Raw genomic sequence first — 25,311 nt, 5'->3', positions numbered from 1 at the left:
ACAGGCATCGACGCGACGGTCATGGCCAAGGTCATGGCCCGACGCGAAAGACTCATTCCGCGATGACGCTGACATGGGCGGCGACGACCCGCCAGCCTTCGGGAAACTTGACCCAGGTCTGGCTTTGCCGGCCGACCTTGCCCTGCATGCTGGCGCGGCGGAACATCGTGTTGGCGGTCGCCATCGCATCGCCATAGCTGGTGATGACGGTGCGTTCGAGCGCGCGCTCGATCCCGACGGGCGAGCGCGCCGAGCGGAACGCGGCGATCTGATGATGGCCGTAGAGGTTCTCGGCCACGCCATAGCGCAGCGTCAGCGGGCTGTCCCTGAACAGCGCGTCCAGCGTGGCCACGTCGTTGCTCGTCAGCGCCTTTTCATAGGTCGCGAAGGCGGCCTCGACTTCGGCAAGCACGGCAGGGTCGTTGATCTTCATGAAAGGCGTCTCCAAAGGCCATGGCCGGTTTCGGCGCTGCATGCGCAACGGCATCTTGCACCGTCACATCGGCGGATGCGGAATCGCGGTCAGCAGCTCTCTGGTGTACTCGGCTCTCGGGTTGCCCAGAACCTCTTCTGCGGTACCTTCCTCGACGATCGCGCCGCTGCGCATCACGATCACCCGGTCGCAGAGCAGCCGCACCACATTCAGGTCGTGCGAGACGAAGAGATAGCTCATGCCGAGCCGCCCCTTCAACTCCTCCAGCAGGTTCAGGACGACCGCCTGGACGGAAACGTCGAGCGCCGCTGTCGGCTCGTCCAGGATGACGAGGTCGGGGTCGAGCGCGATCGCGCGGCCGATGCCGACGCGCGCCTTCTGCCCGCCCGAGAGCTGATGCGGGAACCGGTCGATCAGCTCGGCCGGCAGGCCGACAAGCCGCGCCAGGTCCTCGCAGCGCGCCCGCAGCGCATCGCGGCCGCGGATCGCGCCCATCCGCATGATCGGGTCGGCAATCGCCCGCTCGGCAGTGAAGCGCGGGTTGAGGCTGTCGGTCGGGTCCTGGAACACCATCTGGATGCGCCGGCGCTGGGGCGAGGCCGCAAACTGCCGGGCGGGGATCGCGCCGATATCGCTGCCGTCAAAGACGATCCTGCCGCCACTCGGGTCGATCAGCCGCGTGATCATCATCGAGGTCGTCGACTTGCCGCAGCCGGATTCGCCGACGAGCCCGAGCGTCTCGCCGCGCGCAATTGAGAAGCTGATACCGTCGACGGCGCGGAAGCCGGGCTTCCCAGGCTCCGCCTTGCCCATCAGCCTGGCGAGGAACGCCCCCGTAGCCGGGCGCGGATACTCCTTCACCAGCGCCTCGACGCTGAGCAGCGGCCCAGGGGCCGCTTCGCCTCGCGCCGCGCCAGAGGAGGTGGGGACAGGCGAGGGGGCGGGCGCTGTCTTGGGCACCGGCTCCGCCTTCGGCGGTTCGGTCAGCAGATCGGCGAGCGACATGCCGATGCGCGGCGTCGCCTGCATCAGCCGGCGGGTATAGGGGTGCTGCGGATTGCGGAAGATCTCACTGGCCGCGGCCGTCTCGACGACGCGGCCCTTCTCCATGACCACGACCTTGTCGCAATAGGCGGCAGCCAGCCCGAGATCATGGGTGATCAGGATCGTCGACATGCCGCGCTMGCGGGTGAGCTCGACGATGAGATCCATCACCGCCTTCTGCGTGGTGACGTCGAGCCCCGTGGTCGGCTCGTCGGCGATCAGCAGCTGCGGCTGGCAGGTGATGGCGAGCGCGATCACCACGCGCTGGCACATGCCGCCCGAAAGCTCGAACGGGTAGGCATCGTAGCGCTCTTCGGGCCTTGCGATCCTGACGCGCGTCAGGGCCTCGATCGCCTTCTCCCTGGCGGTCGCGCGCGTCGCCTGGACATGTTGCAGCAGCACGTCCTCGATCTGCCGTCCGACCTTGCGGATCGGGTTGAGCGCGGCGCGCGGGTTCTGGAAGACCATCGAGATCTCGCGCCCGCGCAGGTCGCGCATCTGCGCCTCGTCGGCGGCGACGAGATCGACGCCTGAGAACGAGATCGAACCCTCTGCGACCCGGCCGGCCCGGTCGAGAATGCGCACCACGGCATAGGAGGTCACCGATTTGCCCGAGCCGGACTCGCCGACGATCGCGACCGTCTCGCCCTTGGCGACGCTGATATCGATCGATTTCACCGCCTGCACCGCCCCACGGCGCGTGGCGAATTCGACGGTGAGGTTCCGGATCTCGAGCAGCGGGATCGTGGCCAAGGTCAATTCCTCCGCTGGGGATCGACGAGATCGCGCACGCCGTCGCCGAGCAGGTTGAAGCAGAACACCGCGATCATCAGCGCCAGGCCGGGGAAGAAGGCGATCCACCATTCGCCGGAGACGATGAAGCTCGCACCCTCGGCCACCATGATCCCCCATTCCGGCGTCGGCGGGCGTACGCCAAGGCCGATGAAGGAGAGGCCGGCCGCGTTCAGGATCGCGTAGCCCATGGTCAGCGACATCTGCACAGCCATGATCGGCATGATGTTGGGCACGATCTGGGTGAGGAGCAGCCGCCAGTCGGAATTGCCCGAGAGCCGCGCCGCCTGCACGAAACCCGCCTCGCGCCGCACATTCGCCTCGGCCCGCGCCACCCGCGCATAGAGCGGGAAATTGATGATGGCGGTCGCAATCACGATATTGGTGACGCTGTTGCCGAGCGCCGCGACGATGCCCATCGCCAGTACGAAGAGCGGGAAGGCCATGATCGTGTCGGCGATGCGACCGACCAGCTTGTCGACCCAGCCGCCGAAGAAGCCGGCGCTGACGCCGGCGAGCCCGCCGAGCAGGAAAACGAGCGCGACCGAGGCGACCGCAATGGTGAAATCGAGCCGCGTCGCGGCGATGACCCGGCTGAAGATGTCCCGCCCGAGCTGGTCGGTGCCGAACCAATGCGCCGCGCTCGGGGCCTGGAGTGCCGCATTGGTGTTGCTCGCCAGCGGGTCGTAGGGCACGAGCGAGGGACCGAAGATCGCCGCGAGCACGATCAGCCCGAACAGCAGGAAGGCGAAGCCGGTGATCGGGTTTTCCGAGACGACATGGCGCGCATGGGCCCACAGGCTCGTCGCGGGCGGCGCCTCGAAGCGCAGGGCGGGCGTGGCGGCGGGGTCGAGCTTGCTCATGTCGTTCACGGGCCTCACCCTTCCAGCCTGACGCGGGGATCGATGACGCCGTAGAGCAGGTCGATCAGCAGGTTCAGCACGACGTAGAGGATCGCCATGGTCAGCACGAAGCCCTGGATCGGCGCGTAATCCGAGGCGATCAGCGCCTCGACCGCATAGGAGCCGACGCCCGGCCAGGCGAAGACCTTCTCGACCAGGACATTGGCGCCGAGCAGGAAGGAGAACACCATGCCGAGCGTGGTCACGACGGGCAGCATGGCGTTGCGAAAGGCATAGGTGCCGATGACCTTGGCATTGGTCAGCCCGCTGGCGCGCGCGGTGCGGACGAAATCGGCGCCGAGCACAGCCAGCATCGAGGCGCGGGTCATCCGCGTGATCGGCGCCAGCGAGAAGATGCCGAGCGTGACCGCCGGCAGGATCAGTTGCGCCAGCGCGGCACGAAAGGTTTCGACATGCCCGGCAAGCAGGCTGTCGATCAAGAACAGCCCGGTGATGCGCGGCGGTTCCGAGGCGAAGACATCGAGCCGCCCGAGAGGCGCCGGCGACCAGCCGAGCAGGAAATAGAAGGCATAGACCAGCAGGAGCCCGGTGAAGAACACCGGCAGCGAGACGCCGGCCGTCGCCACCACGCGGCAGAGATGGTCGATCCAGGAGCCCTGCTTCACCGCGGCCAGTACGCCGAGCGGCAGGGCGACCGACATGGCCAGCAGCAGACCCGCAAGCGTCAGCTCGGCGGAGGCGGGCAGCCGCGCCGCCAGGTCGGCCGTCACCGGCTGGCCGGTGGTCAGGGACTGGCCGAGATCGCCCTTGGCCAGCGCCGTGACATAGGAGACGAACTGCACCGGCAAGGGCTGGTCGAGCCCCAGCTTGCTGCGGATTTCGGCAATGGCCTGCGGCGTCGCTGCGGGCCCGGCGAAATAGGCTGCCGTGTCCCCCGGCAACACCCGCGTCAGCAGGAAGGTGACGATGATCACGCCGATGACCGACGGGATCGTCGTCATCAGCCGCCCGCCGATCATGCGAAGCATTGTGCAGCCTCCTTGCCGAAATCCGGCGAAGTCGCCGCCGCCGCCGTTGCGTGCGGGGCGGCGGTGCGCTGGGCGCTCAGCCCTTGGTCAGGTAGCGGAAATCGGGCTCGCGGCAGGGCTGGAACTGATAGCCGCCGATCGCCTTCTGGAGCGCCACGTCATGGGTCGGCTGCGCGATCGGCACCATCGGCACCTCGCGGTTCACCAGCTTGATGAAGTCGACGACATTAGCGTCATAGGCTGCCTTGTCGGGCGCGAAGCGCGCGGCGTCGATCAGCTTGTCGAGTTCCGGGTTCTGATAGGCGGCGATGTTGAAGATCGAATTATTGCCGTGCATCGTCCAGAACAGGTRGTAATCGGGATAGTCGAGCCAGCCGGCGAAGCGGTTCAGCACCATCGGATTGGTCTTCTTGGCGATCTCGGTACGGAAATTCGCGCCCGGCACCTTGTTGATCTCGACGGTGATTCCGATCGCGCCGAGCGCCTCCTTGATCAGCACCGCCATCGGTTCGGCGACCGTCGCATTGCCGGCGTCGAAATACAGCGTGGTCGAGAAGCCGCCGCCGGCTGCATCGACCAGCGCCTTGGCCTTGGCGACGTTGGATGTGTAGGGAAAGGGCTGCGGCCAGGTGACCTTGGGCGTCTCGGGCCCGCCCGACATGTCGACGCCGCGGCCGAACAGCGAGGCCTGCAGCAGCTTCTCATAGGGCATCACCCAGGCCACGGCCTGGCGCAGGCGCACATCCTTGAACGGCCCGACCTGCGTGTTGAGGTAGCAGCCCCAGACACCGTTGGGGATCGGCACGCCGACGACATTGACCTTGCCGGCATCGAGCAGGTCCTTGAAGTCCTTCGGTGGCAGCCCGTAGGAGACATCGGCATCGCCGCGCTCCATCAGGGCCCGGCGGGTCGAAGGCGAGGCGATGTCGCGCGCAATGATGCGGCGAAGCTGCGGCAGCTTGCCGGAGGTCCAGGCATCGTTCCGGACATAGATCGTCTCGACGCCGGGTTTCCAGCTCTCGACCTTGTAGGCGCCGGAGCCGGCGACGTTGTTCTTCAGCCACTCCTTCGCATGGGGATCGCCGCCGCCATTCTTGATCGCGAGCTCGGAGTCGAACACGAAGGGGATGGTGACCGCGAGGTTCGGCAGCGTCATCTTGTCCTTGCGGACGAAGTCGACTCGGAAGGTCTTGTCGTCGACGACGACGAACTGCTCTGGCTTCTCGAGCGAGCCGGCATTCATCTGCGTGGTGGCGAACCCCCCGATCGTGCAGGCGCGGTCGAGCGACCATTTCACATCGGCCGCCGTGACCTTGCGGCCGGAATGGAAGGTGGCGTCGCGCAGCTTGAAGGTGCAGCTCATGCCGTCCGAGGCGACCTGCCAGCTCTCGGCCAGTTCGCCCTCGAGCTCGCCCATCGCGATCGTGTTGCCGCCGCCGCCCGGGATCGGCACCGGCTTGAAGCGCAGCAGCCGGTCATAGCAGTTCAGCGCGACGCCATTGACCGGCTGCGACGAGCCGATGCCCTGCATGTCCAGGCTGTTGGGCCCATATTCCTGCACCAGCAGCAATGTCTCGGCCCGGCTGGGTGTCTGTGCCCCGAGCTTGCCCTGCGCGACGAAGGGGGCAGCAAGGCCGGCTGCGATGGCGGTGCGGCGAGTGAGCATCGGCGAGAGATCCTTGTTTTGCCAGTCGGGATGTCGCGGCGCGCCGGCCCGCCGGGAACAGGCCGGCGGGCGGGGCAGAGCGCCCTGCGGCCGGGCCGCGAGGGCAATCCGTTCCGCGCCTGTCGCGGCTCGGATGGTGCTCTGTCCTGGATGCGGGTCAGCAAAGGCGCACATGGGCGCCAGTCAAGCACGTAGCGTGCCAAGACTTAGGCGATTGAAATCTCTTGTAAAATGCCGGCGTGGGCAGCCGCCCTCGTCATGTTGCATGCAATGACTGGTATTCAGGCTATTTAGTGGGCAATTATCTCTGCTGCCGCGCACTTGTGCTTATCAGCGCAGCGTTGATGCCGATCTCGGCCGCGTCGAGGATGGCCGGATCCGATGCCGGATCGGCGGCCAGGCCTGCGGCGTAGCCGGATAGATTGGTGCTCCAGACCAGGATGGTGTCGAGGCGCGATCGCGCGGCCAGGGTCCTTGCCTCGGCGAGCAGCCTGTCGCCGGTAAGATGCGCGGCATCGAGATTATTGGTGATGCCGAGCCAGAGATGCTCGCGGATGTCGACATCCCCACGGCGAAACTGCCCGGCGACATGCAGCGATTCCGCTTCGTCGCCCTGCGTGATCAGGCCGACGCGCCGGCCCGGCTCTGCCCCGAGGAGCGCAAGGGTCGCGAGAGCGGTGGTGACCGCCGGGATGCCCGTCTTGTCCTCGATCCGCCGGCACAGGTCGCGATCGGCGGCAAAGCCCAGCGCCGCGCCCCGCGTCGCGTTCCAGCAGATCGTATCGACGCGGGCCTCTTCCAGCAGCATCGCAGCGGTGTCGAAGGGTTCGAGCCTGTAGCCGGCAGCCGGCGCGGCCGCGACGATGCCGTCATAGGGCACCCGGGCGATGCAGCAATCTATCTCCGGAGTTCCAGCCAGCAGACGGGCCGCCACGCGCTCGACGACCCGGTTGGAGGAGGGAACGATCAGGCCGATGGCGCGGCGCGCGGAAGCAGTCTCGGGCATGGCAGGCAGCGCGTTTCCGACGGGAGCGGGGGCGATCAGCGTCCGGGCTCATGGCCGGAAAGTAAAGCCTCGTTGCGCGCCTTGGCCATCAGTCACCGGTCCCGCTGACCACAAGAGGGATTGCCTCGATGCCCGTCGCGCCAGGGCTAGCAGGGCTTGCGTCAAGCGTTGCGCCCGGCGCGCGGGCGGGAGCCTGCGACAGGCAGGGCGAGCGGGCGATATTCGCAAATGGGCACGACAAACAACTCCGGTCTCACATACTCTCGCTCCAGTGGTACGAAACCGGGCCATCATACCCGGCCACCGGATCGCTCGCCGGAAACGCCAGGCGGGCGATTGCCCGGCGGATCGGCGCTGTTGCTTCGGTCCGCACGATGTCCCCCGACTGCCCCGGGGGATAGGCGCCGATCACCAGTAAGTCCTGCGATGCCCGCAAGCATCGATGTCCCGTTCCCGCCGGCAGCAGGACGACATCTCCGGCGGCAACCTCGATCTCACGGCCTCTTTCTCCCCCTAGGAGCAGTGTCGCCTTGCCGGCGGCTATCCCGAGAGCCTCGTGCCCTTCGGTGTGATAGTGCTGGAAGTCATAGATGCCGCTGCGCCATTGCGGGGGCCAGCCATTCCCTTCGAAACGCTCTTCCATGAGGGTCGCCATATCCGCGGCTTCGGCGGGAAACGCAGCCACGTAGAACAGCACGGGCAGGCGCGGATTATTCGGCACGGTGCCGTGCTCCTCGAAATGAAACGCCGTGACGATCGCCATGTCGTGCCCCGCGGAACTCGGCGGCATAACGCTGGGAATGACCCATCGTTCCCGGTCCGGCGGTACGTCCCGGCGGCGCGCAGTCCGGGACGTACCGCGCATTGGTGCATTCGGTCCTCAGTGGGCGCTTTTTGCTCGGGATCGCTCGTGCGGAGCAGCCTTAGCCTCGTCGCTGCCAGCGTGCTCGCAGCCTCGCCCACAGGTTCATGGCAGCGTGGACAAAGCGCGCCATGGGTTTGCGCAAGGGCGCGATATCCGCTGCGATCAGTAGCAGGCCGAGCGGCAGCATCCAGAGCCCGAGCACGGGCAGTATCGAGAAGATGCCCCCGACCACGAGGATGAGGCCCGCGGGGAGGCGGGCCCAGCGCGAGGCGGGATGGCGCAGCCAGCGCAACAGGGAGGCGAAACCCTGCGGAACCTCCCGCTCGATGCGCTTGAAGGCCAATCGGAGCTCATGTTTTCCGTCGCTCATCATCTCTCCGGTCCAAAGTTGGTCGGATAACGCATGGCGGAGCAACGTGTTCGCCACGGGGCGGCGCATGGCCCTCGGCCGGGCATTCCTGGCGGATGGTGCCTCGCCGGTCTTCTTCACGCCTGCATCGGAACAGCCTGTCGGGGGCGGCGTTGGGGAAGGGGTGATAGCGAAGGAGACCCCATGAGAAACGGCCAGGAAGCTCAGATTGGGGCGCGCGATTCAGCGCAACGGGGCCCCGACGGCCCTTTCTCACCTTCGCCTGTGCCGCTCAAGGCGGCTGGGCCGGCAGGCCCTGATGCCGTCGAGGCGGCCGGCACGCGCGAGCGCGTACGGCGTAGCGACCTTGATACCCCCGGGCGGGAATAGCCCTATGGAGCTGTTTTCATGGGCTGAAGTCGACCTGATCTTCAGGTTGTTGGCGGGGACCGCCGCGGGCATAGCCGTCGGCTGGGAGCGCACGCTCAAGCAGAGCAGTGCGGGCATTCGCACATTCGGTCTGGTCGGACTTGGAACGGCAGCGGCAGCTGGGATCTTCGGCGAACCGGATCAGGCCGATGCGGCAAGCCGTGTCGTGCAGGGTGTTCTGACCGGCATCGGATTTCTGGGCGCCGGGGTGATCGTCCTTCGCGATCGGGAAATGACCCCGAGGGGGCTCACCACGGCTGCGGCCATCTGGGTGACGGCCGCTCTCGGCTGCGCTGCCGGCCTGGGCGACTGGAAGATCGTCGTGACCGCAACGGGCCTCGCATTGCTGCTGCTGGCGATCAATCACTCGATCGAGCGCTGGGCCGGGCGGCGGGCCGGGGGAGATGCGGCGAGAGCTGCGCAAGGGGAAGCACGGGCGCGCGACGAGGACTGAGAGGCACCCGATTGCGGCACATGCTTCCTGCGCTCATCCCGCGATTGCGGAAGGCGCGTCGGGAGCGGAAGTCATCGAATATCGGCTCCATGCCCGACAAGCCCGTCGGAGGGGGCAGAGGCGGGCGGGCTCGGCGCGCGCTTGGGCGCGCGACTTCGGTGATCAGCTACACGATCTCCAATCTGGTGGCTCAGCTGGGCTTCCCGCTGTTCGACCGGGATTCCACCCGGAAGCCGATGCTGAAGGAAGCGGGGCGGACCGTGGCGCGAGCCGGCTGCGCGCCAAGGCTCAGGGCCTGCCGTGCGCCCGGATGCACTGGCCAACCGGCGCGCGCAGGTTGAGGTTTTCTGCCAGCCGGGCGGCTGCCATGACCAGCTTGATCGACTGGTCCCGGCCTTAGGAATGCGCCGTCAGGTCGGCGCTGCGGCCTTCGTTGACAGGCATTCCATGAGCGGTTAGCTCTTAATCTAATACGTATTAGATTCCAGGAGAAGGCGTTGCCGCGCGAGCAGAAACCATCGAAGCGACCGGGAGCCGCGACCAGCACCGATGTCGCGAAGCGTGCGGGGGTTTCGCAGGCGACGGTTTCGCTGGTGCTCAATGGCGCAAGTGGGCGCGTCGGTCTCTCCGAGGCCACGCAGCAGCGTGTGCGCAAAGCCGCCGCCGATCTCGGCTACACCCCGAATTCCGTTGCACGGAACCTGAGGCAGCGGCGCACCAACACGCTCACCTTCATCACCCCCGATATCGGCAATCCCTACTCGGCCGAGGTGATCGGCGCCGTGCAGCAGGTGGCGCAGGAGCGCGGCTATCTGCTCGACGTGCTCGTTGCGGAAGACGAGGCGGCCAAGCTCAAGGCGATCGCGCGGCTGCGCGGGGGCGTCTCGGACGGCGTCATCACCTCGGCTCCAACGCGGGCGATCTGGGACGCGTTGAAGGAACTGGCACGCCACGGCGTCCCCTGTGTCGCGCTGCAGGATCAAGGCGACGGTACCGAAATCACCTCCGTCGGCGTCGATCTCGAGGGCGGGGGCTACATGGCGACGCAGCACCTGCTCGCCTGCGGCTATCGGCGGATCGGCCATATCTCGGGCCAGCAGCGGCATCCCCTGCGCGAGCGGGAGCGTGTGCACGGCTATCGTCGGGCGCTCCTCGAAGCCGGTCTGCCGCCGCGTCCGGATTGGGAAATCGAGGTCGCGAACAGTCCGGAAGGAGGCGTGAAGGCGGTGGAGCTCTTGCTCGCCTTGCCGCAGCCGCGGCCCGAAGCGCTTTTCGTGTTCAACGACCAGATGGCGATCGGCGTGCTGCACGGCTTGCGTCGTCACGGCCTGCGCGTGCCCGAGGACATGGCCGTGGTCGGCTTCGACGGCATCGCGCTCGCGGCTTTCACGGTTCCGGCGCTAACGACGGTGGAACACCGCCGGCTCGAGCTCGGCCAGCAGGCGGCGACGAGCCTCATCGACCAGCTCGAGGGCGGGGAAAGCCCCGTTCGGTACACGCAGCTTCCGGTCCAGCTCGTGATCCGGGAATCCTGCGGCGGCCTGAAGGGTGGTGGCCTGCCAGCCTAGAGCCCGTGACCAACAACACCAAAAAACCAAGCCGCGAAAAGCGGTGATGATCCAGGGAAGGAAACAGGGATGACGAACCTCAACGGAACAGGCACGGTTTTCTCTCGGCGGCATATTCTGGGCGCCGGGCTCGCTCTCTCGGTCGGGTCGGGGAGGGCGGCGCGGGCCCAGGCGCCGGTGAGCCTCAATTTCGCGGTCTGGGGCAACCGGGCGGAGGAGGACGCTTTCCGCCGGCTGATCGCGGGCTACACCGCGCAAAACCCGCATGTCTCGATCCGGCTGGAGCTCAGCGGATCCTCCGGCCAGCTCTATCAGCAGGTCGATACGCGCCTCGCCGGCCGGCAGGCCCCCGATCTGGTCCGCATCCAGTACCAGCAGGTCGGCCGCTATGCGAAAGCAGGCGCAATCGTCGATCTGAGCGGGCATCTCGACGGCGGCCTGGCAGCGCAATTCGCCCCCGCATTGTGGAAGGCCGTCACCTATCGCGACAAGGCCTTCGCCATTCCCCACCACACCGACACGCTCGCGGTCTATTGCAACATGGAGATGTTCCGGCGGGCCGGAATCGAGCTGCCGCGGCGGCTCGAGGACAGCTGGCGCTGGGAGGAGTTCATCCGGATCGCCCGGATGCTGAAGGACAAGGCCGGAGCGCCATTCGGCTTCGCCTGCGCCTGGCAGAACACCGCCGCCTATCGCTTTCTGCCCTTCCTCTACCAGAATGGCGGCAAATTGCTCGACGAGCAGCTGCTCCAGCCGCAGCTCTCGTCGAAGGAGGGTCTCGAGGCGATCGCCTGGGCCCAGTCCTGGTTCACCGACAAGCTCGTCCCGCCCACGACCTCGATCAAGACCAACGAGCAGACGCAGAACCTCTTCGCCAACGGGACGATCGGCATGCTGGTGCATGGCGACTGGCAGATCCCGTTCCTGCAGGACGCGATGAAACAGGCGGAGTGGCAGGTGACCTATATGCCGCGCAGCGTCAGCATGGCCTCCGATCTCGGCGGCAATTGTCTGGCCGTGACGCGCGACAGCAAGAACCGGGATGTCGCCATCGACTTCCTGCGCTATGCCACCAACGAGGCCAATATGCGCGACTTCTGCATCGCCGCCGGCTTCCTGCCGGTTCGGCGCAGCCTCATGGAAACGAAGCTGGACTACCCGCTTCGTCCCGACGCGATGCAGGTCTTCGTCGAGCAGTCGCGGACGATCCCGGACCATCTGGCCGCGACGGTGACGCTGCCGGATTTCAGCCGCATCAATACGAAGCTCGGCGAGCAGCTCGACCTCGCCTTCACCTCCGGCCAGTCGCCAAAGGACACGGCCGAGAACGTGGAAGGCACCATCCGCAGCGTCCTCAAGAGCTGACGGCGGTGCGGCCTGCCGTCCCGTCTGCGAGGTGATCCATGTCCGACAGCGTCGTCATGACCAGCACCGCGCCCCCCGTTACCGGGGCGCGGGGGCGCCGCTCCTTCCGGCGGCCCTGGATGCTGCCCTATCTCCTGATCACGCCCAACCTGCTTCTGTTCAGCGCCTTCAGTTTCTTTCCGCTGCTCTATGCCTTCTATATCAGCTTCCATGACTGGAGCCTGATCGGCGACGTCACCTATGCCGGCCTGGCCAATTATCGCAGGCTGGTGGCCGACACGCAGTTCTGGCACGCGCTGTTGAATACGGCGGTCTATGCCGTGGCTTCGGTGCCCACCACCATGGCAGGCGGGCTGCTCCTGGCCGTGGCGCTGAACCGACGGATGCCGGGGCGGGTCTTCCTGCGCAGCGTCTATTTCCTTCCGGTCGTGGTTTCGGCCGTCGCCACCGGCATCATCGCCGCCTGGATGTTCAACGAGCATTACGGCGTCATCAACTCCCTGATCGTGCGCCTCGGCGGCGACCGGATCCCATGGCTCTCCTCGCCGGCCTGGGCGCTGCCGTCGCTGGTGATTGCGACATTCTGGGTCAGGGTCGGCTTCTGCATGGTGGTGTATCTCGCCGCGCTGCAGTCGATCCCGACGCTCTATTACGAAGCCGCGACCATGGATGGCGCGTCGCCCTCTCGCCAGTTCTGGAAGATCACGCTGCCCCTCCTGCGGCCCGCCACCTTCCTGTTGCTGATCCTCAGCGTGATCCACTCCTTCCAGGTCTTCGACCTGATCTACGTGATGACCGGCGGTGGCCCGGGATTCTCGACGACGATGCTGGTGCAATACATCTACCAGTCCGCCTTCATGACATCGGAGATGGGCTATGCCAGCGCGATCGGCGTCGTGCTCTACGCCATCGTGCTCGGCTTCACGATCATTCAGTGGCGGGTCAGCCGCCAATCGGAGAACGTGCTATGAGCGGCGTCACCTTCGAGGCTGGCGCCAGGCGCCCCGGCACCCGCCGAACCGGCAACGTGCTGATCTGGATCGCTGTCGTGCTCGGCGCGCTGGCGATGATCTTTCCGCTCTACTGGATGCTCGCGACCGCGATCCGGCCTCGTTCCGAGGTCTTCCAGCCGCTGGTGAGCCTGATCCCGCAGGTGCTGACGCTGGAGAATTTCAGGAATATCGCGCAGCGCCATCCCTTCCTGACCTGGGTGATGAATTCGACCTTCATCGCCGTGATCGCCGTGCTGATCACCGTGTCCGCGAACCTGCTCTGCGGCTACGTCTTCGCCAAGTTCCGCTTCCCCGGGCGCGACATCCTGTTCTTCGCGATCCTGGGCGCGCTGATGATCCCGATCCAGGTGATCCTGGTGCCGGAATTCCTCGTGACCTCCTGGCTGGGGCTGCTGAATTCGCCCTGGGGCGTCATCCTGCCGCGCGCGGCCGAAGCTTTCGGTGTCTTCATGGTGCGCCAGTTCATGGTCAGCATTCCCGATGAGCTGATCGAGGCCGCCCGGCTCGACGGCGCCAGCGAGATGCGGATCTTCCTGCGCATCGTGCTGCCGCTCTCGAAGCCGATCATCGCCGTGCTGGTGATCTTCACCTTCATGTGGCGCTGGAACGACTTCGCCTGGCCGCTGGTCGTCCTGACCGACCAGGAACTCTTCACCCTGCCGCTGGGCCTGAACCTGCTGCGCGGCGAGGCCAATCCGGACTGGGGCGGCGTCATGGCGCTGGCCCTGATCTCCCTCCTGCCGATGCTGCTCATCTTCCTGATCTTCCAGCGCTATCTGGTTCAGGGGATTGCCAGCACAGGCCTCAAGTGAGCCCTTTCCCGACCTCTACCCAAGAGAGACCATGACATGACCAAGATCGCCATGATCGGCGCCGGCAGCGTCGTCTTCGTCAAGAACCTGCTCACCGACATCCTCAGTCTTCCCGCGCTGAAGCAATGCGAGATCGCATTGTACGACATCGATGCCGAGCGCCTCGAAACGGCGGGAATGATGGCGCGCTGGACGTCCGGCCAGTTCGATGCCGGGGCGACCGTGACCGAGCATGCCGACCGCCGGCGCTGCCTGGAGGGCGCGGATTTCGTGATCAACATGGTGCAGATCGGCATGCACGAGGCGACGCTGCTCGATTTCGAGATCCCGAGCCGCTACGGCCTGAAGCAGACCATCGCGGATACCGTCGGTATCGGCGGCATCTTCCGCGGGTTGCGGACCATTCCCTTCATGGTCGACCTGGTCGGGGACATGCGGGCGGTCTGCCCCAATGCCCTGCTGATGAACTACACCAACCCGATGAGCATTCTGACCTGGGCGGTCTACAGGGCCTTCCCAGAGCAGCAGGTGGTCGGGTTGTGCCACAACGTCCAGCACACGGCGCGCGACCTTGCTTCCTATCTCGGGGTCGATCGCTCCCGCTTGAGCTATGACTGCGCCGGCATCAACCACATGACCTGGTTCCTGCGGCTCGAAATCGACGGCAAGGATGCCTATCCGCAGCTGCGGCGTGCCGCCCGCAATCCGGAGATCTTTGCGAAGGACAAGATCCGTTTCGCCCTGCTGGAGCATCTCGGCCGCTTTGTCAGCGAATCCAGCGAGCATACGGCCGAATACACGCCCTATTTCCTGCGCCGCGAGGACCAGATCGCGGAATTCGACGTGCCGGTCGACGAGTATATTCGCCGCAGCGAGCGCAACCTGCGACGCTATGCCGACACGCGGCAAAAGCTGCTGGCCGGCGAGAGCTTCTCGCTCGAGCGCAGCGACGAATACGGCGCATCGATCATCAACGGCATGGTCACGAACGAGCCCCAGCTCATCTACGGAAATGTCCGCAACACCGGGCTGATCGAGAACCTGCCGCAGGATTGCTGTGTCGAGGTGCCCGTGATCGTCGACCGCAACGGCCTGCGAGCCTGCCATGCCGGCACGCTGCCGCCGGAGCTCGCCGCCCATTGCGCGCCGCATGTCTTCGTCCAGGACCTCACCGTGCGCGCTGCCCTGGAAGGCGACCGGGACGCGGTCTACCGCGCCGCGGTGCTGGACCGCCATGCCGCGAGTGTCCTCTCGCTGGGCGAGATCCGCGCCATGGTCGACGACCTGATCGCGGCCCATGGTTCGGCCATGCCGGTCGGCATCCGTTCGACGGCACTCGCTGCCTGAGCGCGCCCAAGCAGGGCAGGCGGCCTGCCTGCCCGCAACGACAAGAACGATAAGGCCGCAAGGAGGGAACGATGAGTTGGCTGACCTTGGAGCATGTCCATAAGCGCTTCGGCGATCACCCGGTGATCCAGGATGTGAACCTGTCCGTGACCAACGGCGAGTTCGTGGTCTTCGTCGGTCCGTCTGGCTGCGGGAAATCCACCTTGCTGCGGATGATCGCCGGGCTCGAGGATATCAGCGACGGCACCTTGCGCATCGACGACGCGGTGATGAACGAGGTGCCGGCGGCGCAACGGGGCATCGCGATGGTGTTCCAGTCCTATGCGCTCTACCCGCATATGAATGTCTACAAGAACATGGCCTTCGCGCTCGAGACGGCGCGGATGACCAAGGCCGAGATCGATATGCGCGTGGCCCGTGCCGCGGCGATCCTGCAACTGGATCACTTGCTCGACCGCAAGCCCAAGGAGCTCTCGGGCGGGCAGCGCCAGCGCGTCGCCATCGGCCGCGCCATCGTGCGCGAACCCAAGATCTTCCTGTTCGACGAGCCGCTCTCCAATCTCGACGCGGAGCTGCGCGTGCAGATGCGCGTGGAAATCGCCAAGCTGCACCAGCAGCTCGGCAACACGATGATCTATGTCACGCATGACCAGGTCGAAGCCATGACGATGGCCGACAAGATCGTGGTTCTGCGCGCCGGAAAGGTCGAGCAGATCGGCTCGCCGCTGGAGCTCTACAACAACCCCGTCAACCGCTTCGTCGCGGGTTTCATCGGCAGCCCGAAGATGAACCTCCTGCAGGCCAGGATGCTGCCGGCGACAGGAGGAGAAGCGCGGGTGGCCCTGGCCGAGACCGTGTTGCCCCTGCCGCATCTGGCTGGCCAGGACGGCGCCGATTGCAGCCTGGGCCTGCGGCCCGAGCACCTGCGGCTCGGCGGCGCCGGCACGCGGATCGGCGAGGCGAAGGTCCAGCTCGTGGAGCAGCTCGGGGGCTCCTCGCTGATCTACGGCGTCCTCTCCGACGGCCAGCCGATCACCGTTCAGGTCGAGGGACAGCAGAAGCCGAAGCCCGGCGAGCGGGTGCCGCTGCATGTCGATATCGCACTGGCGCATCTGTTCCGGCCCGACGGCGCGCGCGTGACTGCGCAAACCGTCGCGCACAGCTGAGGCGGGCGGGATGTCGAGGATCCGCCTCGGACTCGTCGGGCTCGGCAAGATCGCGCACAGCCAGCATCTCGGCGCGATTGCGGCCACGCCCGGTTTCGAGCTGGTCGCGGCGGCGAGCCGGGAAGGCACGCTGCCTGGCTTGCCCGTCTTCACCTCGCTCAGCGCGATGCTGGCCTCGGATATCGATCTCGATGCCGTTGCCCTTTGCACACCGCCTCAAGGCCGGCATGCGCTGGCGGCAGAGGCGCTCGAAGCCGGAATGCACGTCCTGCTTGAAAAGCCGCCGGGCGCCAGCGTCAGCGAACTCGGCCCTCTCGTCGCAAAGGCGGAACGGAGCGGCCGGACGCTGTTCACCACCTGGCATTCGCGTTTTGCGCCCGCTGTCGCGCCGGCGCGCGCCCTTCTCGCGCAGCACCGGCCGCGCTCGGTCGAGATCATCTGGAAGGAGGATGTGCGCGTCTGGCATCCCGGGCAGGACTGGATCTTCGAGCCCGGCGGGCTCGGCGTCTTCGACCCCGGCATCAACGCCCTCTCGATTCTGACCACCATTCTGCCCGAGCCGGTCTTCGTGACCGGCGCCTCGCTATCCGTCCCGGCAAACCGCCAGGCGCCGATCGCCGCCGCGCTCGATCTCGCGGATGGTTCGGGGCTGCCGATCCACGCAGAATTCGACTTCCGCCAGGAGGGCGAACAGAGCTGGGACATCCATGTCGAGACTGAGGCCGGCCTTATCATGCTCTCCTCGGGCGGCAGGACGCTGAGCCATGACGGCCGCATATTGGTCGACGAGCCGGAGCGGGAATATGCGGAGATTTATCGCCGCTTCGAAGCGCTGATCGCGGAAGGCCGCAGCGATGTCGACCTCGCGCCGCTGGCGCTGGTCGGCGACGCATTCATGCTGGGGCGGCGTTTGACCGTCGAGCCCTTCGAGGGCTGACATTCCCCGGGGCGCTATCTGATCGTGCTCAGTTCGCTCGCCGTCCTGCTTGGGCCACTGAAGAGCGCCCCGTAGCCACCTCCGTAAGCGGTGTCCTCGAAGTCGGTGTGGCGAGTGCGTGCGCAGCGATCACCTGCCGTGCCGCCTCGAACACCGCCTTCGCGTGCTCTGCCGCCGGCAGCCCTTGATTGGGCACCTCGACAGAGAGCGTCACGTCGGCCGGCAGTTCCGCCAGGAGGTCCTGCAAGGGCAGGGAGGCCTCGCCTGGAAGCCTGCGTCCCGCGCGCGCCTCCCTGATGATCTCGTCGAATGTCGTCGGGCGTTCGGCCACCGCGTCGCAGAGCTGCGCGCTCCTGATGAAATGCGACGGGATCGTTCTCAGGTCGATCGGAAGACCGCCGCCTCGCGAAAGATGAAGGGCATCGACCAGGACCCCGCCATTTGCCTTGTCGGCCTCCCCTACGATCGCTGCGGCGTCGTGAATGCTGGCGACACGGCGCCATGGCATGTTCTCGATGTCGACGCCCATGCCGAAGCGTGCCGCGACGTCGCACAGAGAGGCGAAGCTGGCGACGAGCCGTCTATGGTCGGGATCGTCGCCGCAGACGCTCAGGCGCCTGGCACCGAGTTCCGCCGCGCTTTCCAGCATCGGGATCAGCGCGTCCGCTGCGAAATTCGCGTCGATGACGACGAATTCGATATCGTAGACGCGCAGGCCGGTCTGGGTCAGCAGGGACCGTATCGACCGCATCTGAGCACTGCCGGGGCGGATCTCGTAGAAGGGCGCGCCAGGAAAGGCCGGATTCAGCCGAAGCCCTACCGCGGAGAAACCGACTTTCGCCGCGAGTGCGACGAAGTCGAGCGGCGGCACATCGATCGTCGTGAAATGCGCGATTCCAAGAGGCGGCTGACCTGATGGCGATGACACGGGACGCTCCATCGCTTCAGGGCTGCAACTGGCCGGCAAGGCGGGTGTGGAGGTTGGACCCGGTGCGCTGGATATGCTCGCGCAGCTTGGCGCAGGCATAGTCGGCGTCGCGGGCGACCGCGCCCTGGGCGATCTCGCTATGCTCGGCGGCGACGTTGCGGTCCCCGCCTTGGGCCACCAGGAAGATCCGTCGATAACGGTCGTTCAGGTTGTGCAGCATGACGCAGGCGTTCAGCAGCAGCGGCATCCCGCAACCGGCGAGGAGCATCATGTGGAAGTCGCGATGCGCGTGCTCCCAGGCTTCCAGTGTTGCCGGCTCACTGGCGATCCGCTCTATCCGGTTGAGACGGTGAAGGGCGCGCATCACGTCGCTTTCCCAGGCCAGGTCGCCTTTCGCGATGGCTGAGGAGAGCGCCAGGCTCTCGAACTCGACGCGCAGTTTCGTGATCTCGGCAAGGTTGGACAGCGAGACCGGCGCGACAGTGTATCCGCGGTTGTCGTGCAGTTCGACAAGCCCCACCGCAATCAGGCGGGCAAGCGCTTCGCGAAGGGGACTGAGCGAGACGTCGAGCTGCCGACGGACGGTATCGAGATTGATCTTGGTGCCGGGCGCCAGTTCCCCGGACAGGATCGCCTCGCGGAGGCGATTCACCAGAAGCGACGCCTTGGTGTTCTTTGCCGTCGCTGGAGTGCCTTTCGACGAAAACTCGGCGGGGGGCAGGTCGTCGACAGCGATGTTCATCGTCCCTCCCTTGAACCCGTCGGCGCGAGAGTCGAGGTGGTATGATAATCGATTATCTACGTCAACCGGGCGGCGATCGATACGCCGCGAGTAGATGGGCTGCTTCTCCAGATGTGGTGCAACTATCTCACAGATGGGCTTATTTCAGAAGGTTCTCGGGAATTACTGCGCTGGAAGGCCTCGCTCAGCGTGTGCGGAGCCGGCGCATGGCGTTCTTCATGCGGCTCTTGATTGACAGATAATCGATTTTACAGGAGTGGAGATCGCAGGGAGGACGCCATGATCATCGAGAGCCACCAGGATGTGACCCGCGATGCGCTGGCCGTGATGCAGCGCACGAAAGACCCGCGCCAGCGCGAGATCCTGACCTCGCTGGTCAGCCATCTCCACGCCTTTGTCCGTGATGTGCGGCTGAGCGAAGCGGAGTTCCGCGAGGCAACCGCGATCCTCAACGAGATCGGCAAGCTGGCCAGCGATAGCCATAACGAGATGGTGCTCATGGCGGGCTCGCTGGGTGTCTCGTCGCTCGTCTGCCTGCTCAACAACGGCGATGGCGGCAATACCGAAACGTCGCAGTCGCTGTTGGGACCATTCTGGCGCTTGAATGCTCCTCATGTCGAAAATGGCCGCACGATCATCCGCTCCGACACGCCGGGCGATCCGCTGCTCGTCACCGCACGTGTCCTGGACCAGCGCGGTGCACCGATCGTCGAAGCCGAGGTCGATGTCTGGCATGCGTCCCCCGTCGGGCTCTACGAGAACCAGGATCCCGAGCAGGCCGAGATGAACCTGCGCGGCAAATTCACCACCGACAGCGAAGGGCGCTTCTGGTTCTCGACGGTGAAGATGGTGGGCTACCCCATCCCCACCGACGGCGTGGTCGGCCGGCTGCTCGCCGTGCAGGACCGCCATCCCTATCGTCCGGCGCATCTGCATGCGCTGATCGTCAAACCCGGCTTCAAGGTGCTGATCTCGCAGGTCTACGACCCACGCGACCCGCATATCGATTCCGATGTGCAATTCGGCGTCACCAGGGCTCTTGTCGGCGACTTCATCCGCCATGACGAACCCCACCCATCCGACGCCATGGTGCCGGTCCCCTGGTCTTCGCTCGACTACACCTACGTCATGGAGCCCGGCGAGACCGTGCTGCCGCGCCCGCCGATCAAGTGACCCGTTCGCGCGACCCGCGCCGCCAAGGAGTGTTCCGATGCTGACCGATACCGAACGCCAGCAGGCGGCCGATGCGTTGCTCCAGGCAGAGCGCACGCTGAAGCCGGTCCCGCAGCTCAGCAGGACCTATCCCGCGATCGAACTCGAGGACGCCTATCGCATCCAGGGCCTGTGGGCAGATGCGCGGATCGCGGGCGGAGCGAGAATGGTGGGCCACAAGATCGGCCTGACCTCGCGCGCCATGCAGATGGCCTCGAAGATCAGCGAGCCGGACTATGGCTGCATCCTTGACGATGCGCTCTTCAACGACGGTGCCCAGATCAAGGCGAGCCTCTTCATCAAGCCGAGGCTTGAAGTCGAACTCGCCTTCATCATGGGCGAGGATCTCGAAGGACCGGGAAAGCGCATCTATGACGTGATGCGCGCGACCGAAATGGTCGTGCCGGCGCTCGAGATCATCGATTACCGTACTGACGTTCCGCGCGCGATCACCGACACGATTGCCGATAATGCCGCTTTCGGCGCGATCGTGGTCGGCGGCCGACCGGTCCGTCCGATGGATGTCGACATCCGCTGGGTCGGCGCGACGCTGTCGAAGAACGGCATTATCGAGGAATCCGGGGTTTCGGCTGCCATCATGGGCCACCCGGCTGCCGGCATCGCCTGGCTGGTCAACAAGCTCCATGTCGTCGGCGCGGGGCTGAAGAGGGGGCAGATCGTCCTCGCCGGCTCCTTCACGCGGCCAGTCGACATCGCAGCCGGAGACGTCATACAGGTCGATTACGGCCCGCTCGGCGCCATCGGCGTCTCTTTCAACTAAGGTTGCACCTGAGGTTGCCATGGAACTGCCGACGAACACGTTCAAGCGCGCCCTGAGCGAGGGCCGGCATCAGCTCGGCCTCTGGTGCAGCCTGCCCGGCGCCTATGCGGCCGAGGCGGTCGCCGGCTCCGGCTTCGACTGGCTGCTGTTCGACACCGAGCATTCGCCGGGCGATCCGCTGACGGTCCTGGCCCAGTTGCAGGCCGTGGCTCCCTATCCGGTCTCGGCAGTGGTCCGCCCCGCGAGCAACGATGCGGTGCTGATCAAGCGGTTCCTCGATTTCGGCGCCCAGACCTTGCTGATCCCCTATGTCCAGAATGCGGAGGAGGCGAAGGCGGCGGTCGCGGCGATGCGTTATCCGCCAGCCGGCATTCGCGGCGTCTCCGGCGTGACGAGGGCAACGCGGTTCGGACGGGTCGCGAACTACGGCAAGCGGGCAGGGGAGGAGCTCTGCCTCCTGGTCCAGATCGAAACCCAGGACGCGCTCGACAATCTCGAGGCGATCGCGGCCGTCGATGGCGTCGATGGCGTGTTCATCGGCCCGGCCGATCTCGCAGCCAGCCTTGGCCATGTCGGCGAGCCCGGACATCCCAGGGTGACCGCACTCATCGAGAAGGCGGTCGGTCGCATTCGCGCTTGCGGCAAGCCCGCAGGCATCCTGACGCCCGACACTGCATTCGCGGCGCGCTGCATCGAGCTCGGCACGCTCTTCACGGCGGTCGGCGTCGATGCGGCCATGCTGGTCAAGGCGACGGAAGCCCTGGCAAGGCAGTTCAGGTCGTGATGGCTGGTCAGCATTCGGTGCTGGGATCGGAGGCGAAGATGCGATTGCTGGACCATGTCGGCCCGCCCCCGGAGGACCTGACAGAGCTTCTCGCACCGGGCGGGGTTCTGCGGGCTGCGATCAATCTGTCTAACTTCCTGCTGGTCTCCGACAGGACTCCCGATGGCGGGCCGGTTGGAGTGGCGCCTGACATGGCGCGTGCATTTGCCGATCTCCTGGGAGTGGAGCTGCGCTACGTCACCTATGAATCGCCAGGCCTGATTGCCGATGCCGCCGAGCGGGACGAATGGGACATCGCCCTGATCGGGGCTGAGCCGCAGCGCGCCGCGTTCATCAGCTTCACCCCCGCCTATACCGAGATCGAGGCGAGCTACCTTGTTCCGGACGGTTCGTCGCTGGAACGGATCGATGACGTGGACGCGTCGGGCCGGCGCATCGCCGTCACCGATCGGACGGCCTACGGGCTCTGGCTCGACCGCAACATCGCGCATGCGACGCTGGTCCGGACCAAGACCATCGCTGATGCAGCGTCAGTCTTCCTCGAGGGCAAACTCGATGCCCTTGCGGGCCTGCGCCCCAGATTGGTGACGGACCAGAAGGCGATCCCCGGAACCCGGATCCTGCCAGGCCGCTACATGGCCGTGCAGCAAGCCGTGGGAACACCGACCAGGAACGCCGCAGCGATCGACTATATCAAGCGCTTCGTGGCGACCGCGATTTCGTCCGGCTTGGTTTCGGGGTTGATCGACAAGCATGGGGTCGAGGGTCTCACGGTCGCCCGGGACCAGGGCTGATCCGCGACGGGAGCGCTCCGGGACGGCTGAGCCCCTCGCATCCGTGCGCGCGGTGCCGGACACGCTACCGCTCGCTGGATCATCGCACCGGATATCGTATCCGGTTCGATGACCTGACCATCTGTGATTGCATCGGCCATTCCGAAAACCGCAATCCACTTTTCGGGCCGATGCTTTAGCGCAAGGCGAAGTGCTGCATGATCTGTTCGGCCGCGCGATCCGGCGCAGTGATCTCCGTATCGATCGCGAGGCAGTTCTCCCGTGGAACCGGGGCTATGGTGTAGCGCGACAGGAATTCGGAGCGGCCCTTGACGGAACTCGTCTTGCGTCGCTGGACCCTGTCGGCATTGCCGACACGCTGTGCGGCCTCTCGTTCCGAGCAATGCAGGAACACGGGAAAGACAGAACCGCCATTGCGGACCACATCGTCTTCCAGCTGATCGAAGAACGGACGGTCCTCCAGCTCGGAATAGCAGAGGGTGACGATCAGACAGGAAATGTCGTTCTCGATCGCGGCCCGCAAGATGGATCCGCGAACCGTGTCTACCAGCTCCCAGAAGCCGGGAGCGCCAAAGTCGAAAATGGTTCGCGCGGCGTCGATGGCGGCATGATTGTCCAGCAGTCGCGCCGGCATCGCCGCAAGCAAGGCCTTGGCGACCGTCAACTTGCCGCTTGCCGGTGCCCCGTGAAGAAAGATCAGGTTCATGGCGGCCATGCTATGGCGGTTCGGGGAAACCGCACATTGGCCATTCGGCTCCCTACCCAATCCCCTCATCGGCATGGCGCTATGCGGCCTCAGGCCTGACCGCGGCCTTGATTTCCCCGCCGATTGCTGGCACCCGTCAGGCAGATCAGACGCGGATTTACAGATGTTCCTTCCCGCCCACGCCACGCGAATGCGCAGGCCCGACCAGCAGGAGATTGGCCGGAGGGGGTGAGCGCGTGCGTATCGCCGCGCGAGTGAGCGTCGGACCCAAGCCCTCCGGTTCTGCGGAGGGCTTTTTTGTTTCATCAGGTCTCGGCGCGTCACCCGTGGAATGACCCCAGGAGGGCATCATGGCGAACGCACTCATCACCAGCGCACTTCCCTATATCAACGGCATCAAGCATCTCGGCAATCTGGCAGGCTCGCTGCTCCCGGCCGACATCCACGCCCGTTACCGACGACAGATCGGCGACCAGGTTCTCTTCATCTGCGCGACCGACGAACATGGAACCCCGGCGGAACTGGCGGCGGCCGAAGCCAGGACCGACGTCGCAGCCTATTGCCATGCGCAGCATGAGATCCAGGCCGGGATCTATCGTCAGCTCGGCCTGTCCTTCGATCATTTCGGCCGCTCGTCCTCGCCGCGCAACCACGCGCTGACCCAGCATTTCTTCCAGTGCCTGGAGCAGAACGGCTTCATCGAGGAGCGGGTGCTCGAACAGGTCTATTCGCCCGCGGACAGGCGCTTCCTCCCGGACCGCTACATCATCGGCACCTGCCCGCATTGCCGTTTCGAAGCCGCGCGGGGCGACCAATGCGAAAGCTGCACCCGTCCGCTCGATCCCGTCGACCTGGTCGCTCCGCGCTCGGCCCTCTCGGGCAGCACTGATCTCGAGGTCAGGCCGAGCCGGCACCTGTTCCTGCGCCAGTCGGCCCTGGTCGGCGAGCTGGAGGCGTGGATCGCAAGCCGGTCCGGATGGCCGCCGCTCGTCACCTCGATCGCGCGCAAATGGCTCAGCGAAGGCATTCAGGACAGGTGCATCACACGGGATCTGTCCTGGGGCGTCCCGGTGCCGAAACCCGGCTTCGAGGGCAAGGTCTTCTATGTCTGGTTCGATGCGCCCATCGCCTATATCGCCGCCACGCAGGAATGGGCCGATCTCGACCCGGAACGGCGCGACTGGCGGCGCTGGTGGTGGAAGGTCGGAGATGTCGACGCCATCCAGTTCCTCGGCAAGGACAATGTGCCCTTCCACGCCGTCAGCTTCCCCTGCACGCTGCTGGGTTCCGGCGAGCCCTGGAAGAGCGTCGATGTGATCAAGGGCGTCAACTGGCTCACCTATGAAGGCGGTAAGTTCTCGACCAGCCAGCGCAGGGGCGTGTTCCTCGACCAGGCGCTGGCGTTGCTGCCGGCCGACTACTGGCGCTGGTGGCTGGCCGCGAACGCGCCTGAGAACCATGACACCGACTTCAGTTTCGCGCGCTTCGCGGCCGACGTGAATTCCGACCTGGCCGACACGTTCGGCAATCTCGTCAATCGCGTGCTGAAACTCGTCACGGCCCACCATCAGGGGATCGTCCCGGCGAACGGCGCTCCCGGCTCCGCCGAGCTGGCTCTGTCGGATGAACTTGCGGGACATCTGCATGCGCTTCGCACGCATCATGACCGGCGTGCGCTGCGCAAGGCGGCCGAACAGGTCCGCGCGATCTGGCGGCTCGCCAACGGCTATCTCGCGCGGGAGGCGCCCTGGTCGGCCCGCGCCGCCGATCCGGAGCGGAGCGCCGTGGTGATCAGAACGAGCGTGAACCTCCTTGCGACCGCCGCCGACATCGCCTGGCCGTTCATTCCCGAAAGCGCCAGCCGCGTCCTCGCTGCGCTGGGGCGTGCCGACCAACCCACGACTTGGCCCGATGCCGGCGATATCCTGGCCGACCACCATGGCGGACGGCCGCTCGCGTCGCTGCCGCCTCTCTTCGTCAAGCTCTCGCAGGACTGGGTCGCGCAGAACCGGGCACGGTTCGCTGGCCGCTGACCTCGTCGAGGAGGGCGCCCGATCGGCGGGGCTGCGAGTACGGCATGGCCGCGAACTGGCTGCGAGCCTCTCCGCCGGTMCGTTGATGAGCCTGCGCCGCGTGTTGATCTTGCCCGCCCCATCGCGACGAGGCGGGCGAGATCATGCCAGAGGCTGACGGCCCCAGAGCCGACGGGCGAAGGGCGCTCTCTGCC

24 protein-coding genes and 1 pseudogene are annotated in these 25,311 nt (G+C 66.0%); 14 read left to right on the top strand and 11 right to left on the bottom strand.

What is annotated here, in order from left to right:
• Positions 1-52 precede the first annotated feature (52 nt).
• From hpxZ to AC1DGP_RS02940, 8 genes are all read right to left on the bottom strand, one after another.
• The gene (gene hpxZ / locus AC1DGP_RS02975) at positions 53-433 is read right to left on the bottom strand and encodes an oxalurate catabolism protein HpxZ (protein ID WP_441504596.1); all 381 of its coding nucleotides are present in this window, start codon (positions 431-433) and stop codon (positions 53-55) included.
• A gap of 63 nt (positions 434-496) precedes the next feature.
• Positions 497-2,230, bottom strand: a complete 1,734-nt coding sequence (locus tag AC1DGP_RS02970; RefSeq protein WP_476831715.1) for a dipeptide ABC transporter ATP-binding protein — start codon at positions 2,228-2,230, stop codon at positions 497-499.
• 2 nt (positions 2,231-2,232) lie between these two features.
• On the bottom strand, positions 2,233-3,132 hold the full coding sequence (locus tag AC1DGP_RS02965) for an ABC transporter permease (RefSeq protein WP_441504853.1): 900 nt from the start codon (positions 3,130-3,132) through the stop codon (positions 2,233-2,235).
• Positions 3,133-3,146: 14 nt separating this feature from the next.
• The gene (locus AC1DGP_RS02960; protein ID WP_441504594.1) at positions 3,147-4,160 is read right to left on the bottom strand and encodes an ABC transporter permease; all 1,014 of its coding nucleotides are present in this window, start codon (positions 4,158-4,160) and stop codon (positions 3,147-3,149) included.
• 76 nt (positions 4,161-4,236) lie between these two features.
• Positions 4,237-5,826: an ABC transporter substrate-binding protein gene (locus tag AC1DGP_RS02955; RefSeq protein WP_476831714.1), complete on the bottom strand. Its 1,590-nt coding sequence runs from the start codon at positions 5,824-5,826 to the stop codon at positions 4,237-4,239.
• A 301-nt stretch (positions 5,827-6,127) separates the two neighbouring features.
• Entirely contained in the window at positions 6,128-6,832 is a 705-nt protein-coding gene (locus tag AC1DGP_RS02950) for a hypothetical protein (RefSeq protein ID WP_441504592.1), read from the bottom strand.
• Positions 6,833-7,085: 253 nt separating this feature from the next.
• Positions 7,086-7,595, bottom strand: a complete 510-nt coding sequence (locus AC1DGP_RS02945; protein ID WP_441504591.1) for a cupin domain-containing protein — start codon at positions 7,593-7,595, stop codon at positions 7,086-7,088.
• 160 nt (positions 7,596-7,755) lie between these two features.
• Positions 7,756-8,067, bottom strand: coding sequence for a hypothetical protein (locus AC1DGP_RS02940; RefSeq protein WP_476775819.1), 312 nt, complete (start codon positions 8,065-8,067; stop codon positions 7,756-7,758).
• A gap of 373 nt (positions 8,068-8,440) precedes the next feature.
• Between AC1DGP_RS02940 and AC1DGP_RS02935 the strand changes: the two genes are divergently transcribed.
• The 9 genes and pseudogenes from AC1DGP_RS02935 to AC1DGP_RS02895 all read left to right on the top strand — a co-directional run bounded on the left by AC1DGP_RS02935 (position 8,441) and on the right by AC1DGP_RS02895 (position 17,137).
• Positions 8,441-8,929 (top strand): MgtC/SapB family protein, encoded by a 489-nt coding sequence (locus AC1DGP_RS02935; protein WP_441488503.1) that lies wholly within the window; start codon positions 8,441-8,443, stop codon positions 8,927-8,929.
• Positions 8,930-9,018: 89 nt separating this feature from the next.
• A pseudogene (locus tag AC1DGP_RS02930) lies at positions 9,019-9,192 on the top strand (helix-turn-helix domain-containing protein); the annotation flags it as partial.
• A gap of 234 nt (positions 9,193-9,426) precedes the next feature.
• Positions 9,427-10,497 carry a LacI family DNA-binding transcriptional regulator gene (locus tag AC1DGP_RS02925; protein WP_441488502.1) on the top strand — a complete coding sequence of 357 codons (1,071 nt, stop codon included), beginning with the start codon at positions 9,427-9,429 and terminating at the stop codon, positions 10,495-10,497.
• A gap of 69 nt (positions 10,498-10,566) precedes the next feature.
• The gene (locus tag AC1DGP_RS02920; RefSeq protein ID WP_441504589.1) at positions 10,567-11,862 is read left to right on the top strand and encodes an ABC transporter substrate-binding protein; all 1,296 of its coding nucleotides are present in this window, start codon (positions 10,567-10,569) and stop codon (positions 11,860-11,862) included.
• A 38-nt stretch (positions 11,863-11,900) separates the two neighbouring features.
• Positions 11,901-12,833, top strand: coding sequence for a carbohydrate ABC transporter permease (locus AC1DGP_RS02915; RefSeq protein ID WP_441504588.1), 933 nt, complete (start codon positions 11,901-11,903; stop codon positions 12,831-12,833).
• Positions 12,830-13,687 (top strand): carbohydrate ABC transporter permease, encoded by an 858-nt coding sequence (locus AC1DGP_RS02910; protein WP_441504587.1) that lies wholly within the window; start codon positions 12,830-12,832, stop codon positions 13,685-13,687. The genes AC1DGP_RS02915 and AC1DGP_RS02910 overlap by 4 nt, the downstream gene beginning before the upstream one ends.
• A 36-nt stretch (positions 13,688-13,723) precedes the next feature.
• The gene (melA, locus tag AC1DGP_RS02905; RefSeq protein WP_476831713.1) at positions 13,724-15,034 is read left to right on the top strand and encodes an alpha-galactosidase; all 1,311 of its coding nucleotides are present in this window, start codon (positions 13,724-13,726) and stop codon (positions 15,032-15,034) included.
• Between the two features lie 71 nt (positions 15,035-15,105).
• The gene (locus AC1DGP_RS02900; RefSeq protein ID WP_476826091.1) at positions 15,106-16,200 is read left to right on the top strand and encodes an ABC transporter ATP-binding protein; all 1,095 of its coding nucleotides are present in this window, start codon (positions 15,106-15,108) and stop codon (positions 16,198-16,200) included.
• A 10-nt stretch (positions 16,201-16,210) separates the two neighbouring features.
• Complete coding sequence (locus tag AC1DGP_RS02895) at positions 16,211-17,137, top strand: Gfo/Idh/MocA family protein (RefSeq protein ID WP_441504584.1); 927 nt, start codon at positions 16,211-16,213, stop codon at positions 17,135-17,137.
• Between the two features lie 28 nt (positions 17,138-17,165).
• On the opposite strand, the gene AC1DGP_RS02890 is transcribed toward AC1DGP_RS02895, so the two are convergent.
• Together AC1DGP_RS02890 and AC1DGP_RS02885 are read right to left on the bottom strand one after the other, a co-directional pair.
• Positions 17,166-18,065 (bottom strand): sugar phosphate isomerase/epimerase family protein, encoded by a 900-nt coding sequence (locus AC1DGP_RS02890; protein WP_441504583.1) that lies wholly within the window; start codon positions 18,063-18,065, stop codon positions 17,166-17,168.
• A 16-nt stretch (positions 18,066-18,081) separates the two neighbouring features.
• Positions 18,082-18,807, bottom strand: coding sequence for a GntR family transcriptional regulator (locus tag AC1DGP_RS02885; protein ID WP_441488494.1), 726 nt, complete (start codon positions 18,805-18,807; stop codon positions 18,082-18,084).
• Between the two features lie 279 nt (positions 18,808-19,086).
• Here AC1DGP_RS02885 and AC1DGP_RS02880 point away from each other — a divergent pair, with 279 nt between their 5' ends.
• Genes AC1DGP_RS02880 through AC1DGP_RS02865 form a run of 4 tightly spaced genes read left to right on the top strand, consistent with a single transcriptional unit; the run spans position 19,087 to position 22,378 of the window.
• The gene (locus AC1DGP_RS02880) at positions 19,087-19,980 is read left to right on the top strand and encodes a dioxygenase family protein (protein WP_441504582.1); all 894 of its coding nucleotides are present in this window, start codon (positions 19,087-19,089) and stop codon (positions 19,978-19,980) included.
• A gap of 37 nt (positions 19,981-20,017) precedes the next feature.
• Entirely contained in the window at positions 20,018-20,800 is a 783-nt protein-coding gene (hpaH, locus tag AC1DGP_RS02875; RefSeq protein WP_441504581.1) for a 2-oxo-hept-4-ene-1,7-dioate hydratase, read from the top strand.
• 19 nt (positions 20,801-20,819) lie between these two features.
• Positions 20,820-21,584, top strand: a complete 765-nt coding sequence (gene hpaI / locus AC1DGP_RS02870; protein ID WP_441504580.1) for a 4-hydroxy-2-oxoheptanedioate aldolase — start codon at positions 20,820-20,822, stop codon at positions 21,582-21,584.
• Between the two features lie 38 nt (positions 21,585-21,622).
• A complete protein-coding gene (locus AC1DGP_RS02865; protein WP_441504579.1) occupies positions 21,623-22,378 on the top strand; it encodes a transporter substrate-binding domain-containing protein in 756 nt (251 codons plus the stop codon).
• Positions 22,379-22,553: 175 nt separating this feature from the next.
• Here the strand turns inward: AC1DGP_RS02865 and AC1DGP_RS02860 are convergent, their stop codons facing one another.
• Positions 22,554-23,084 carry a hypothetical protein gene (locus AC1DGP_RS02860; protein WP_441504578.1) on the bottom strand — a complete coding sequence of 177 codons (531 nt, stop codon included), beginning with the start codon at positions 23,082-23,084 and terminating at the stop codon, positions 22,554-22,556.
• 350 nt (positions 23,085-23,434) lie between these two features.
• Here AC1DGP_RS02860 and metG point away from each other — a divergent pair, with 350 nt between their 5' ends.
• A complete protein-coding gene (gene metG, locus AC1DGP_RS02855; RefSeq protein WP_441504577.1) occupies positions 23,435-25,117 on the top strand; it encodes a methionine--tRNA ligase in 1,683 nt (560 codons plus the stop codon).
• Positions 25,118-25,311 lie beyond the last annotated feature (194 nt).

The sequence above is a fragment of the Allobosea sp. 05T433 genome, assembly GCF_056396065.1.
Note: the sequence above shows the minus strand (reverse complement) of the source record. Positions and strands in the feature narration are given on the sequence as shown.

What these genes read in the sequence shown, in the direction of transcription:
- AC1DGP_RS02945 (WP_441504591.1), bottom strand. Translation starts at nt 7,595, where the DNA reads ATGGCGATCGTCACGGCGTTTCATTTCGAGGAGCACGGCACCGTGCCG.
- AC1DGP_RS02900 (WP_476826091.1), top strand. Translation starts at nt 15,106, where the DNA reads ATGAGTTGGCTGACCTTGGAGCATGTCCATAAGCGCTTCGGCGATCAC.
- AC1DGP_RS02950 (WP_441504592.1), bottom strand. Translation starts at nt 6,832, where the DNA reads ATGCCCGAGACTGCTTCCGCGCGCCGCGCCATCGGCCTGATCGTTCCC.
- hpxZ (WP_441504596.1), bottom strand. Translation starts at nt 433, where the DNA reads ATGAAGATCAACGACCCTGCCGTGCTTGCCGAAGTCGAGGCCGCCTTC.
- AC1DGP_RS02940 (WP_476775819.1), bottom strand. Translation starts at nt 8,067, where the DNA reads ATGAGCGACGGAAAACATGAGCTCCGATTGGCCTTCAAGCGCATCGAG.
- AC1DGP_RS02965 (WP_441504853.1), bottom strand. Translation starts at nt 3,132, where the DNA reads ATGAGCAAGCTCGACCCCGCCGCCACGCCCGCCCTGCGCTTCGAGGCG.
- hpaI (WP_441504580.1), top strand. Translation starts at nt 20,820, where the DNA reads ATGGAACTGCCGACGAACACGTTCAAGCGCGCCCTGAGCGAGGGCCGG.
- AC1DGP_RS02960 (WP_441504594.1), bottom strand. Translation starts at nt 4,160, where the DNA reads ATGCTTCGCATGATCGGCGGGCGGCTGATGACGACGATCCCGTCGGTC.
- melA (WP_476831713.1), top strand. Translation starts at nt 13,724, where the DNA reads ATGACCAAGATCGCCATGATCGGCGCCGGCAGCGTCGTCTTCGTCAAG.
- AC1DGP_RS02915 (WP_441504588.1), top strand. Translation starts at nt 11,901, where the DNA reads ATGTCCGACAGCGTCGTCATGACCAGCACCGCGCCCCCCGTTACCGGG.
- AC1DGP_RS02865 (WP_441504579.1), top strand. Translation starts at nt 21,623, where the DNA reads ATGCGATTGCTGGACCATGTCGGCCCGCCCCCGGAGGACCTGACAGAG.
- AC1DGP_RS02895 (WP_441504584.1), top strand. Translation starts at nt 16,211, where the DNA reads ATGTCGAGGATCCGCCTCGGACTCGTCGGGCTCGGCAAGATCGCGCAC.
- AC1DGP_RS02885 (WP_441488494.1), bottom strand. Translation starts at nt 18,807, where the DNA reads ATGAACATCGCTGTCGACGACCTGCCCCCCGCCGAGTTTTCGTCGAAA.
- AC1DGP_RS02920 (WP_441504589.1), top strand. Translation starts at nt 10,567, where the DNA reads ATGACGAACCTCAACGGAACAGGCACGGTTTTCTCTCGGCGGCATATT.
- AC1DGP_RS02935 (WP_441488503.1), top strand. Translation starts at nt 8,441, where the DNA reads ATGGAGCTGTTTTCATGGGCTGAAGTCGACCTGATCTTCAGGTTGTTG.
- hpaH (WP_441504581.1), top strand. Translation starts at nt 20,018, where the DNA reads ATGCTGACCGATACCGAACGCCAGCAGGCGGCCGATGCGTTGCTCCAG.
- AC1DGP_RS02880 (WP_441504582.1), top strand. Translation starts at nt 19,087, where the DNA reads ATGATCATCGAGAGCCACCAGGATGTGACCCGCGATGCGCTGGCCGTG.
- AC1DGP_RS02860 (WP_441504578.1), bottom strand. Translation starts at nt 23,084, where the DNA reads ATGAACCTGATCTTTCTTCACGGGGCACCGGCAAGCGGCAAGTTGACG.
- metG (WP_441504577.1), top strand. Translation starts at nt 23,435, where the DNA reads ATGGCGAACGCACTCATCACCAGCGCACTTCCCTATATCAACGGCATC.
- AC1DGP_RS02910 (WP_441504587.1), top strand. Translation starts at nt 12,830, where the DNA reads ATGAGCGGCGTCACCTTCGAGGCTGGCGCCAGGCGCCCCGGCACCCGC.